Here is a 13290-nt window from a genome sequence, read left to right as displayed (position 1 = left end):
GCGGAATTGTCGTTATACCGAATTACTTCTATGTACCTGCTTAACTCAGAATGTCATGCACCACATGGCCGTGCACATCCGTCAGACGGAAGTAACGCCCCTGATAGCGGAACGTCAATCGCTCGTGATCGATTCCCATCAGGTGCATGATCGTTGCATGAAGATCGTGGAGATGCATCGGATTCTCGGTGATGTTGTAGCACACTTCATCGGTTGCCCCGTATGTCATTCCAGGTTTCACTCCCGCTCCCGCCATCCACATCGAGAAACAACGTGGGTGATGGTCACGGCCGTACGTTTCCGCATTCAACGTGCCCTGACAATAAGACGTGCGACCGAACTCGCCTCCCCAAACAACCAACGTGTCATCGAGTAGCCCCCGCTGTTTCAGATCATTCACCAACGCCGTACTGGCTTGATCCGTATCACGACATTGCCCCGGCAGTTGACGCGGCATCGTAAAGTGCTGATCCCAACCCATGTGAAACAACTGAATAAACCGCACATCGCGTTCGGCTAACCGACGAGCAAGTAAACAGTTGTACGCGTAAGTGCCACGTTTGAGCACATCGGGGCCGTAGCTATCGAGCACGTGCTGTGGCTCATCTGAGAAATCAGTCAGCTCGGGAACCGACGTTTGCATCCGGTAAGCGAGTTCGTATTGTTGGATCCGGGTGTGAATTTCGGGATCGCCAAATTCGTCGAGTTTGTCTTCGTTTAATTTGGCAAGGTCATCGAGCATGCGCCGACGCGCGGTGGCATCAAACCCTTCGGGATTACTCAGGTACAGCACCGGATCACCGACACTCATCAGTTTCACACCCGAATACGTCGACGGCAAAAAACCACTGCCCCACAAACGATCGTACAGCGGTTGGCAATTGGGACGGCCCGTCCCCCGAGATACCATCGCGATAAAGCTGGGCAAGTTCTCGTTGAGCGAACCGAGACCGTAGTGCATCCACGATCCGATACTCGGTCGGCCCGCGAGTTGATGCCCGGTTTGGAAAAACGTGATCGCCGGATCATGGTTGATCGCCTCCGTATGCATCGACCGAATCAGACACATATCGTCCGCCAGCGTCGCCATGTTGGGGATCAATTCGCCGCACAATTCAATCCCCGATTCGCCAAAGTGATCGAACTTCCATCGTGCCCCGGCCAGCGGGAACTTGCTTTGTCCCGCCGTCATGCCGGTCACACGTTGATTCATGTCAACGAAATCACGCAGCTCTTTTCCTTCGTTCGCCGCCAACGCCGGCTTGTGGTCAAACAGCTCCTGTTGCGATGGGGCACCGCTTTGAAACAAATAGATAATCCGTTTCGCTTTGGGCGGATGATGGTACTCCTGCAGCACACCGTTCGGCGCAGGAATCGTTCCGTTTCCCGATGCATTGGACGCGGGCGCGGCGATCGATTCACGACCGAGCATCGAGGCGAGCGCCGCCATTCCCACTCCCGTCGCCGACCGTCCAAAAAAATGACGTCGTGTCTGCAGCAACCGGCTTTCTGAGGGCAGATCGTTAAAGCTCATTCTGATTTACCTAAAAAAGAGTTACTGTACCGAGATAAATTCATCGAGATTCAAAACTAAGTGAGCCGTGGCGGTGAACGCCGCATGCTCGATCGCCGACAACTGTTCGTTACGTTTGGACTGTCCGATCGACAACAGCTTGGTCGCATCGTCAGGACGTTCAGCAAAGTGGACACGGAAGTAGCTGAGATTACCCATCAATATCGCGTGGACGGACTCTGACACGGGCATCGCGATCGCCTGTTCGTAAAGGGCGGCGACCCGTTGCTCATCACTGAGTTCGGGTAGTTCCAGCACCGACTGGGCGAGTTGCCGAGCCGCCTCGATAAACGTCGGATCGTTCATCAAGACCAACGCTTGCAGCGGCGTGTTGGTTCGACGCAGACGCACGTTACAAACTTCCCGGCCTCCCGCATCAAAGATGATTTGACGAGGCGGATTAACGGCTCGCTTCCAATACGAGTACATGCTCTTGCGATACAGTTCATTACCCTTGCCAAGCGTGTAACGCTGCCCCGCATTCGCGGCGAGTGACTCCCACAACCCAGCAGGTTGATACGGTTTCACGCTCGGGCCGCCCGGCTTGGCATCGAGCAGCCCGCTCGATTGCAGCGCCACGTCTCGAATCGTAAACCCGTCCACGCGGTAACGCGGACCGCGGGCGAGCAGTCGGTTATCAGGATCAATTTCATCCAGCTCACGAGTCCTCCGTGACGATTGACGATAAGCGGCACTCGTCACGATCAAACGGTGCATCGCCTTGACGTTCCACCCCGATTCGATGAACTCAACAGCCAACCAATCGAGCAACTTCGGATGCGACGGCGTTTCACCCTGCAACCCAAAATCCTCGACCGTCTTCACCAGCCCGATGCCGAAATGGTCTTGCCAAAATCGGTTCACCGTAACCCGCGCGGTAAGCGGGTTTTCCCTCGAAGTGAGCCACCTCGACAAATCCAAACGATCCGCCGGTTGCTCTGCATCAGCCGACGGCAATAACGCGGCGGGAACTCCCCGGGTGAGTTTTTCGGACGTGTCAGGTGCATCGTACTGGCCGCGCATCAGCAAGTGCGTCGCCGCCGGTTCACCTTCTCTCTCGTGCATCACCATCACGCGAGTTGGCTCGCCTCCGGCCGCGCGAATCGCTCGCTTCGCCTTCGCCAATTCTTCCGCCGCGGCAACGACAGACTCGTCGATCTTTTCGTAGAACGCTTCGACTTTCTTGCGATCCTTCCCTGACCACTCTTTTTCGGATTTGCTCAACAGTTTCGCAATCGCCGGATTCGCTACCGCGGGTAACACGGGATCCGTCTGCACCTCTCCACTCGTTTGCACTACAAACTTTCCGATCGAGTGGTCGGCATAGTTGCTACCAAAGCTCATCTTGAGTTGCAGCAAATCAATTTCGGAACGATCCAGTGGAGTCTCCAGCTCCAACGTCAACTCCACCGTGTCAGCATGGCTTCCATGCACAGCCCATCCACTCGTCGGATTGTCATCGATCACATTGGCGGCCGGATAACGATTTTGTTCGTAGCTCGCAAAAGCGTTCGCAAATTGGATCTCACGATCGCCACTAAAACAACGCAAATCCGTCAGCACAAAATTCCCGTTCACGCTCGTCGAAAACCGGGTCGGTTTCGAAAACTTCGCATCGGCGAACGCTTGAATTCGAATCGCAGCGATAGCGTCGCTGGATTCACCTTTTGTTGCACCGGATTCGCCTGCGGCAACCGAAACCTCCCCACCGTTGGGGCGGATGGTGACTTCGTACGTGACGTCCTGAGCATCCGCGCCGATGTACTCGACCGTATCGTCGCTCAGCGTCAACTCTCCATCACCTTTCAGCAAAGCGTTCTCGATCTCGGCATTCACCCATTGATACGACTGTTGCTCGGCAGAGTTCTTTTTCACCTCCGCCATCCACGTTTTCATGCGAGCCTTCATTCCCGATTTCGCCTTGGCGAGTTGAGACTCGGCGTCGCGGTATCCATCCATCATTTCCTGCGTCACGGGCGTCAGTGGCGAAGTGACCGTGAGTGTTGGCATCGCATCAATCCCCCGTCCGATCCCACGCTCACCGATGTTGTTGAAATAACCATAGAGCTGAAAGAACTCCTTCTGGCTGAGCGGATCGTATTTGTGATCGTGACAACGGGCACATCCGAACGTTAACCCCAAAAACACCGTCGAGGTTGTCTCCACACGGTCGATCACATTCTCAACAAAAAACTCCTCAGCCAACGCTCCACCTTCATTGTTTTGCCGGTGATTGCGACTGAAGGTGGTCGCGAGTCGCTGGGAGTCGGTGGCGTCGGGCAGCATATCGCCCGCGATCTGCTCGATCGTGAATTGATCAAACGGCATGTTGTCATGAAACGCACGCGTCACCCAATCACGCCACGGCCAATTCGTCCGCTCGCTGTCGTTTTGGTAACCATCCGTGTCCGCGTATCGCCCCGCATCAAGCCAACGCAGTGATTGGCGTTCGGCATATGCCATCGAGTCGAGCAGTGAATCGACCGCGGAGAAATAACTCTCCTCGCTCGGGTTGGTGGCAACCTTGTCTTGCAACTCCTGCGGCGGCAGCATCCCGGTCAAGGTTAATGACGCCCGTCGAAGTTGCGTCAAATAATCGGCCGGCGGTGACGGGGCCAGCCCTTCCTCAATTAACCGTTCGGCAATGAAACCATCGATCGGATTAGCCGACCAGCGATCGACCGTTTCATTGCTCCATCCGGTCTGACCTCGTTTCGCATCCATTGCAGCAACCGGGACCAGCGGACGCGTGGGAACGTCGAATGCCCAGTGACCTTCGTACGGTGCCCCCTGTTCGATCCAAGCATCGAGAATTTGTTTCTCTTGCTCAGTCAACGAACGATTGCTGTCCGGCGGGGGCATCTGATCATCGGGATCGGTACTGTGAATCCGTGTATGCAACTCACTGTCGGCCAAATTCCCAGGCACCACGGCAAAGTATCCACCTAGATCGGCAAACAAATTTTCTTGAGTATCAGCGCGAAATCCCGACTCCTGATTTTCAGCATCAGGACCATGGCAATGGAAGCACTTGTCCGAAAGGATCGGGCTGACCAAATCACTAAAGTCGATAGATTGAGTTTGTTTGTCGCTCGTCGTTTGACACCACGCCAAGTCCGGCGATGCTACCAGAGCGACCACAGCTAAAACGGATCGCAATCTCTTTCCGGAGAATCGAATGGTTCGATCAAACACGGAGAATTCCTGTGAAGAGGAAACGAAGGTGGGATTCGCAGGGAGACAAAATCCATGGACTTTGATGTTTGAGACTGCTCCGCAAAACCGATCCCGTCGGTTTCGAAGTTCAGGTTCGCTGCGAGTGAAAGTCAGTGTACTCGATCATCATGCCTTGTGAAGAAACGAAAGAGGTCACACTGACTGATCATGACTTGAATACGTTGTATCAACTTCACTAACCTAGAGTTAACGCTTTCTCGAATGAAGCCAAATCAGAAGGATCAGCATTCACGTTCGTTTGTCATTCACTCCAACACTGACAATTACTCATAACCGTCGACTTGATTGTGTTCGTCTGTCGAACGGGTTTGATTATCATCAACACGATTCAATCATCTTTGAATCTCCCGCCGGCCACGCGCCACCTCCCCCTCCTATCGGTTTCGGTTCAGTGAAATATTCTGAAAAATGCCCCCACGCCGCGATCGTGGGCGTCGTTGGCATCTTGTTGCCATTGTTCCTTTTGATCATTGGGCTCGGACCCTCAACTCAGCTGCGCGCAGAGGACTCTATAGAAAGTCCGCTTTGGCAATTCGGCGTGAGGCGTTGGGAAACCCCCAATCAGTCGGTGAATTTTGACTGGCCCGCCAAACGCAATGTCCTGCTGGGCTACTACGAACCAACCGACGATGAGAAACGCTTTATCGCCGAATCATCTCCCAAACCGATCTTCGCTGGGCCTGTTAACCATCGGAGACTGCGGGTGCTTTACCGATGCCAGTACCCTCATACATCGATCGCGACGTCAAACCATGCCTACCAACAAATCGCTCTATGGAGCGGTGTGTTCGGCGTCGACTTCAGTGATGATCCGGCCAACGCGTTGCGGTCGCGTCAATATTGAAAAGACTTCGAAATCGAGGGCTGAACCGAGACAAACATTTCGCAACCCACCTCTCACAAACGGCTAAGATAGAAGTCCGCTCAGCAAACGAATACATCAGACCTTGTCATCGCCCCGCCTCCAAATCCCACCTTCGCAGAGTCCCCCCACAATGAATCAGGCACCCCACGAGCTAGATCGTCTCCGCACGGATTGGGCACGTCGTACGTTCCTATCGAAGTCATTTGCCGGCATTGGTACCTTTGCACTGGCGTCGCTGCTCGAAGGAAAAACATCGCTCTCCGCAGGCGAAATCCCCCCGAGCGACGCCCCTTGGCCGCCCCTTCCAGGAATCCCACATTTTGCGCCGAAGGCGAAACGCATCGTTCACTTGTGCATGGCGGGTGGTCCCTCGCACATTGAATCGCTCGACCCGAAACCCGAACTCGATCGACTCGACGGAGAACCATTCCCCGAGTCGTTTACCGCGGGCCAGCAACTCGCACAATTGCAAGGCGCCAAACTGATCGCTCGAAAGTCGTTCGCCAAATTCAGGAAGTGGGGCGAGTCGGGTATCGAGATGTCCGAAATGTTCCCATTGACGGGAGCGCATGCTGACGACCTCTGCGTGATTCGCAGCATGACGACCGAACAGATCAATCACGACACCGCTCATGCGTTCATGAACACCGGATCGATCATCAAGGGACGACCTTGCATGGGCTCATGGATGCTCTACGGACTCGGCGCCGAAACGGAAAACCTGCCCGGTTATGTCGTCATGACTTCATCCGGTCCCGGCGCTCAACCCGTTTCGGCGAGGCAGTGGAGTGCGGGGATCTTGCCTAGCAAATTCCAAGGCGTTGCGTTTCAATCATCCGGAGCTCCGGTGCATTACATTGGCAATCCAGACGGCATCTGCCAATCGACGCAGCGTCAGGTCATTGACGAAGTTCAGCGGCTCAACGGGATGTTGGCGAGAGAGGTGATTGACCCCGAAATCGAAACGCGAATCGCGCAGTACGAGATGGCGTTCAAGATGCAATCGGCGGTTCCCGAACTCGCCGACATGAGCACCGAGAGTAAAGAAACGCTCGAAAACTATGGCGTCAAACGCCCGGGTGATGGATCATACGCGTCGAACTGTCTGCTCGCCCGACGATTGCTCGAACGAGGCGTGCGTTTTGTCCAGTTGTACCATCGCGGTTGGGATCACCACAGAGATTTGGAAAGCGGCTTTACGCAATCCGCATTGGACACCGATCGCCCCACTGCGGCATTGCTAAAAGACCTCAAGGATCGCGGACTTCTCGAAGACACCTTAGTGTTGTGGGGAGGTGAATTTGGACGCACGCCGATGGCACAAGGTACCGGTCGAGATCACCATATCAACGCGTTTAGCGTTTGGATGGCGGGAGGTGGCGTTAAAGGAGGAATGACGTACGGCAGTTCCGACGAACTCGGTTATGCAGCCGTCGAAAACGAAGTTCCCGTCCGTTCGCTCCACGCCACGTTGCTGCATCTTTTCGGAGTCGATCACGAAAAATTGACCGCACGGTTCCAAGGCCTCGACTTGAAACTCACCGGCGTTGAACCAGCCCACGTGCTGCACGACATCATTTCCTAAGACGGCGTTGAGACCGTCCCCAAGCAGCCGTTATCTGATTCCGTTTCCCTCCGCATTCATGTCCAAAATTCCATGCACCGCATCTCCTTGATCGCTCTCGTTGTTTGGTTGGCGTTTGGCGTTGCTTCGATCAACGCCGACGCCCCCAAATCGGAGCAACTCATCTCGACGTCCATTCCCGAGAGGTTGCCCGAACGCGTGATGTTCAACGCACACATTCGACCGATCATGTCGAACACATGCTTCACCTGTCACGGCCCCGACGAAGACGAGAACGAAAGTGCCTTTCGACTCGACTCTTTTGAGGCGGCAACCGGTCCGTTGGATTCAGACGACGAAGAACGAGGGATCGTGCCGGGCGACTTAGAGTCCTCGGAGGTCTACAAACGCATCATGGGCATTGGTGATGGCGAACAGATGCCGCCCGAAGACTTCCGGCACCACCTGACCAGTTATGAGAAAGCACTCTTCGCGAAGTGGATCGAACAGGGCGCCGAATACGAACAACATTGGGCGTACGCCCCTCTGACGCAACCCGCACTCCCGGATGTTGCAAAACATCGCGAGAAAATCAAAAACGATATCGATGCGTTCATCCTTTCGCGTCTCGAAACCGAATCCATCGAACCCTCACCGCTCGCCGACAAAGCGACATTGCTTCGCAGACTCAGTCTTGATCTGATCGGTATTCCGCCAACCCCGGAAGAACTCGCAGCGTTTCTCTACGATTCGTCTCCCGAGGCCTACGAACGCCAAGTCGACCGGTTGCTCGCGTCGCCTCACTTCGGCGAACGCATGGCCAGTTCCTGGCTCGACATCGTGCGATTTGCAGACACCGTCGGCTTTCACGGTGACCAGAACATGCGAATTTTCCCGTACCGCGACTACGTCATCAACGCGTTCAACGAGAACAAACCGTTCGACGAATTTACGATGCAGCAGTTGGCAGGTGACCTCCAACCCAACCCAACGACCGAGGATTTGATCGCGACCGGATTGCTGCGTTTGAACATGATCACGCGCGAAGGCGGTGCGCAGCCGGGTGAATACTTGGCCAAGTACAAAGCCGACCGCGTTCGCATGATCGGCACCGCGTGGCTCGGCTCGACGCTCGCGTGTTGCGAATGCCATAACCACAAATACGACCCGTTCTCGGCGAAAGACTTCTATTCGCTCGGAGCGTTCTTTGACGACATTCGTCAATGGGGCGTCTACTCCGACTACGGTTACTCGCCAAACAAGGACCTCAAAGGATTTAACAACAACTATCCGTTCCCGCCAGAAATGCGTGTCGAGTCGCCTTCACTCAAACGCGAAATCGAATCCCTGATCCGCCAACGCGATGACATCCTCTTTGCTGATCTCGGCCAGAAAACGCTTCAAACCGAAGATTATCAAGCCTGGGAACAATCGCTCAAGAAAACACTGGACGAGCACCCTGACGGATGGGTTCCGACCACGATCATCGCCAGTGAGACTTCAGCAGGAACGTTATGCGAAGTGCTCGACGACGGCAGCCTCCTGCTGACGGGCAAACCCGCCAAAGAGGAAACGATCTCAATCACAACTCGACCGACCACATCGACCAGGATCAACTCGGTGAGAGTTGAAGTCCTGCCCGACGAGCAAAACGATGGCAACGTGGGACGAGGAAATGACGGGCGTTTTTCTCTCGGCTTTTCTGCCCGCGTGATCAACAAAGACGACGGCCCGACAATGCGTCCGAATCGTCCCCGCTACGTTCGCATCGAACTGAACGGTAAGAAAATCCTGTCCCTCGCCGAGGTACAGATCTTTTCAAGCGAAAAAGATGAGGAGGGACAACCCATCAATGTCGCCCTGCAGGGAACGGCAACTCAGTCGACTCATTACAAATCCGGAGCCGCATCGCTGGCCATCGACGGGAATACCGAAGGCGACTACTACAAAGCCAACTCGGTAACGCATACCAGTTTGAACGGACGCAACCCGTGGTGGGAAGTCGATCTTGGCAGCGAGCAATCCGTCGAATCCGTCGTCGTCTGGAACCGCACCGACAGCAAACTGCAAAATCGACTCGACGGATTTCGGTTGATTTTGCTCGACAAGGACCGCAACGAACTTCAAACAGAAACTCCGGCAACGCCGAAGCCATCCACGCATGTCAAAATCCCTGCGGAGGTGATGGTTCACCCGAAAAGCTTTTTGAAGGTTGCATGGGGCGAAGCCGATCGCGAAGATCCGTCGCAATTCAGCAACGGTCATCCACCTCGAACACTCGGTGACGTTTGGCGCAGCGGCCCGTCTCGCTGGCAATTGCCGACGACCGAAAACCAGCTCACCCATACCGCGGTCTATCACTTCGACCAACCGCTCGAGTTGTCTGACGATCAGCAACTCGTCATCCGGCTCACGAGCACCGACGTCGGCCGCGTTCGACTTTCGGTGACGCCGCTCGGCGATGCGATTGCGGGATGGAACGCCGCCTCCGCTGAGCTCACCGCATCGCTAGCAAAAGACTCAGAGAATCGGAGCGACCGCGACTTGGCAACTCTTTCGAGTGCTTTTCATCGTTCAACGAAACCGGCCAAACAACAAAACAGCGAAGTCCAACGTTTTCGAAACGAGATCTTGGATCGCCACTCAGCCATGGCCATGACGTTAGTGACGCAAACGATTCCGGAAGACCAATTCCCGGTCAGCCGCGTGTTGCCTCGTGGGAACTGGCAAGACGAAACCGGTGAACTCGCCCCGCCCGCGTTTCCGCACTTTCTTCCCTCTGGCGACGCACCGAGTGGTCGACGCCTGAACCGCACTGACCTTGCGAAGTGGCTGACTTCACCGACCAATCCGCTCGTCCCGCGGCATTTCGTCAACCGAACCTGGAAACAATTCTTCGGCACCGGTTTGTCGAGCAAACTCGACGACCTCGGCAGCCAAGGTGAATGGCCAAGTCATCCGTTGCTGCTCGATCGCTTGGCGAGCGAATTCGTGATCAGCGGTTGGGATGTCAAGCACATCGTGCGGATGATGGTCACCAGCCGCACGTATCGCCAAGCCGTCACGCGGCGAGCCGAATTGGTCGAGATAGATCCCTACAACCGCTTGCTCGCCCAAGCGTCTCCACGTCGACTCGAAGCCGAAGCGATTCGCGACAATGCTCTAGCGATCGCGGGGATTCTCAATCAGAGCTACATCGGTGGCCCGAGCGTTTTCCCGTACCAGCCCGATGGGCATTACTCCAACCTGCAATTCCCTAATCGGGGTTACACCGCGTCCAACGACGCACGCCAATATCGCCGAGGCGTTTACATGCATTGGCAACGTACATTCTTGCACCCGATGCTGGTCAACTTTGATGGACCTTCTCGCGATGAATGCACAGCCGATCGCTCCCCTTCGAACAGCCCTCAACAGGCATTGACCTTGCTCAACGATCCCACCTTTGTGGAAGCCTCCCACGTGATGGCGAAGAACCTGCTCAAGGAGAATCCGGACGCTTCCTTTGAAGCGATTTTAGATGCCGCATTTGTGAGAGCTGTCGCGAGAAACGCCAATCCTGAAGAAACCGAATCGCTGCGTGGCTTGTTTGATCGCCAATTGGTGTATTTTCGTGAACATCCCGAGGACGCATCCGCGTTCATGCAAATCGGACTAACGAACAGCACATCAGCGGAGCCCGATCAACTCGCCGCATGGTCACAAGTCTGCCGCGTAATCCTCAACCTGCACGAAACCATCACGCGGTATTAGGCTCGATCGCTCGCGAAGCTGAAACGCGACGCGGGTACCGGTCCGGCGACGTGAACCCTAACGAGTATTCACTGGCGGACGCAGGGCCTGAAGTGCTTGGCGGACGTTGCGGTGGAGGTTTGCAAGCTCAGGATGTTCGACCATCAACATCTCTTCCAACGCGACGTGGGCAGGGATTAAATCTGGGCGGATCGCGAGGCTTCGGCGGAATGCTTCGATCGCGGAAGCCTCGTTCCCTGCGTTGCGTTCGCACATTCCCAAGAGGTACCAATCGTTTGCGTCGTGACGCACTTTCGATAGCGTTCGATATTGCTCCAACGCAGCCGCATTGTCCTGCGTCTGTAGCGCGTACTCTCCCAAAATGTCTCGGGCCTCGTTGTTCTCGCGGCTGCCTGGATTTGTTTCCGTGACGAGTCTTCGTGCCAACCCAACGGCGGTTCTTGCTTCACCCAGCGTCATCGCATTTCGTGCAAACGCAGCCTCGATCGCGGGATCAGACGAACCTGATTGGATCCTGTTGTACGCCTCGCGGATCGACCATGGCACTTGATCCGCCAGCCGATCCACCGGGGTTCCGGATGTCACCGCATAGTGCACCGCTAAGATAAGACGTCGTTCTTGCTCGGGTTTTGAAAGTCCGTCCCACGCGAGCAACGGCGCGAGCTTGGTATCGGATTCCTTTCGCGGCCCACTATCCACGGAGCTCGTAGTATTCGAAAGCGAAGTGGAATCCGATGCGTAGACACCGATCTCATGCTGATGAAGCGCCGCGTGCGTGACGTCGGTTTTGCGACGAGGCATGTGACAATCGGAACAGTCATTGTGATTTGTCCGCTGGCGTTGATCATGCTCCACTCCGCATGAATCCGACGCATGGCACTGAACGCATTTCTGGCGAAAGTAATCAACACGGCTGCCTTGAGGTGGTTCGTGATGTGGGTCATGACATGTGATGCACGTGAGGGTTTCGGAACCTTGGTAACACGCACTTTTGTGCAACTGTTCCACATGGCCGGCGACTTTGAATTCATCGTTGCTAGAAAACTGAAAGTCCGTGCGAACGACTGCGAGCGATTCGCCCGGCACGAAATCCCAGAGTCGTTTGTCAGCAGCAGTCGCGTACGCTGCTCCCTGTAAATGACACTGCTGACAGATCGCCTCGCTACGATCTCGGGACAATTCACCGGGGTGGACCAGCGAATCAATCAGTTGTTCAGCCTGCTCGTCGCGGCCAGACTCATCGGCGTCATGGATCTGCGCGTGCGATCGCCCCGGCCCATGACAACGTTCACAACTGATGGAATGCTCCACGATTTTCACCGCTCGATCATTCGCTACCGAACGTTCCACCATGCCCACGTGACAGAACAAACAATCGTCACTCGCGAGACGTGAGAACGAGGGATGGATCGCCGTATCGTAACCGGGCGAAAGATCCCAACCCGCGGAGCGGTACCATGAGATCGGTGACTCCAAAAACTTTCCGTTGGATTCACACAGATACGTGCGGGCGTGTGTTCCCGAACCGATCGTTAATTTCACCGGCAACTGCGTGACCGCGAGCGTTTGCCGCTGATTGCCGAGTAGAGTCTCGCGATGATATAGCGATCCGGAACTGCGATAGATCTCGTATCGGCTCGACGAAGCCTCGTGGACAAACGTCGCGTTCTCAGCCTCGTTGGCTGGTTCGGTTGGCTGACAAGATCGCCAATGAGCGGTCTCGGTATAAGACTCATACTGTGATGGATGACAGCGACGACATGCTTGCGTCCCGACGTACCCCAAGTCGGATTGGTCACCTGTGGGCGGAACGAACGCAGACTCTGGTTGATCATCCCACTGGGTCACCGGTGTGATCTCAGATTGCCAACCGCTTAGAGCAGCCATGGAATCTCTTTGGTCCTGCGCCTTATGCCAGCTCCAAAACCAGGCCAACAAAACCGCTACAACACCCAGGGGCAAAAGCCACCAACGCAACGACTGAAGACTTTTCGGGGGAGTTAAAGGTGTTGCTTGTGTGTTACTTTCGCGGAGTCGCCGTTGTGTTGCCAACTGTCCCACTTTCTGAAAACGAGAAGACAAAGATAGTACGAGGCAGAAACGTCACGGTAAGCCAATGTAGCGAACTCAGATGAACGCCGAAGCTTCGAAGCGGAAACGAGATTGGCCCGTTCCAACAAAAAAACTCGGGCCCCGTAAAAGGGCCCGAGTCGATGAAATGACTGTCCGACGTGGGTGATAAACGAAGAGGTGATCAACTCAGCTCAACCGCACACCTCCCGGTGGATGATCGGAGTT

The 13290-nt window shown here is 55.3% G+C and carries 6 protein-coding genes; 3 read left to right on the top strand and 3 right to left on the bottom strand.

Annotation, left to right across the window (positions count from 1 at the left end):
* Positions 1–40 precede the first annotated feature (40 nt).
* Together NB063_RS19860 and NB063_RS19855 are read right to left on the bottom strand one after the other, a co-directional pair.
* Positions 41–1534, bottom strand: a complete 1494-nt coding sequence (locus tag NB063_RS19860) for a DUF1501 domain-containing protein (RefSeq protein ID WP_250930509.1) — start codon at positions 1532–1534, stop codon at positions 41–43.
* Between the two features lie 21 nt (positions 1535–1555).
* Positions 1556–4768, bottom strand: coding sequence for a PSD1 and planctomycete cytochrome C domain-containing protein (locus NB063_RS19855; RefSeq protein ID WP_250930508.1), 3213 nt, complete (start codon positions 4766–4768; stop codon positions 1556–1558).
* 610 nt (positions 4769–5378) lie between these two features.
* On the opposite strand from NB063_RS19855, the gene NB063_RS19850 reads away from it, so the two are divergent.
* From NB063_RS19850 to NB063_RS19840, 3 genes are all read left to right on the top strand, one after another.
* On the top strand, positions 5379–5654 hold the full coding sequence (locus tag NB063_RS19850) for a hypothetical protein (protein ID WP_250930507.1): 276 nt from the start codon (positions 5379–5381) through the stop codon (positions 5652–5654).
* A gap of 151 nt (positions 5655–5805) precedes the next feature.
* Positions 5806–7260 carry a DUF1501 domain-containing protein gene (locus tag NB063_RS19845; protein ID WP_250930506.1) on the top strand — a complete coding sequence of 485 codons (1455 nt, stop codon included), beginning with the start codon at positions 5806–5808 and terminating at the stop codon, positions 7258–7260.
* Positions 7261–7332: 72 nt separating this feature from the next.
* Positions 7333–10992 carry a DUF1553 domain-containing protein gene (locus tag NB063_RS19840; protein WP_250930505.1) on the top strand — a complete coding sequence of 1220 codons (3660 nt, stop codon included), beginning with the start codon at positions 7333–7335 and terminating at the stop codon, positions 10990–10992.
* Between the two features lie 57 nt (positions 10993–11049).
* On the opposite strand, the gene NB063_RS19835 is transcribed toward NB063_RS19840, so the two are convergent.
* On the bottom strand, positions 11050–12879 hold the full coding sequence (locus tag NB063_RS19835; RefSeq protein WP_250930504.1) for a multiheme c-type cytochrome: 1830 nt from the start codon (positions 12877–12879) through the stop codon (positions 11050–11052).
* Positions 12880–13290: the final 411 nt, after the last annotated feature.

The organism is Aporhodopirellula aestuarii (genome assembly GCF_023701485.1).
Lineage (GTDB): Bacteria > Planctomycetota > Planctomycetia > Pirellulales > Pirellulaceae > Rhodopirellula > Rhodopirellula aestuarii.
Note: the sequence above shows the minus strand (reverse complement) of the source record. Positions and strands in the feature narration are given on the sequence as shown.

Coding starts and splice junctions, on each gene's coding strand:
- NB063_RS19835 (WP_250930504.1), bottom strand. CDS start 12,879: ATGGCTGCTCTAAGCGGTTGGCAATCTGAGATCACACCGGTGACCCAG.
- NB063_RS19860 (WP_250930509.1), bottom strand. CDS start 1,534: ATGAGCTTTAACGATCTGCCCTCAGAAAGCCGGTTGCTGCAGACACGA.
- NB063_RS19840 (WP_250930505.1), top strand. CDS start 7,333: ATGCACCGCATCTCCTTGATCGCTCTCGTTGTTTGGTTGGCGTTTGGC.
- NB063_RS19845 (WP_250930506.1), top strand. CDS start 5,806: ATGAATCAGGCACCCCACGAGCTAGATCGTCTCCGCACGGATTGGGCA.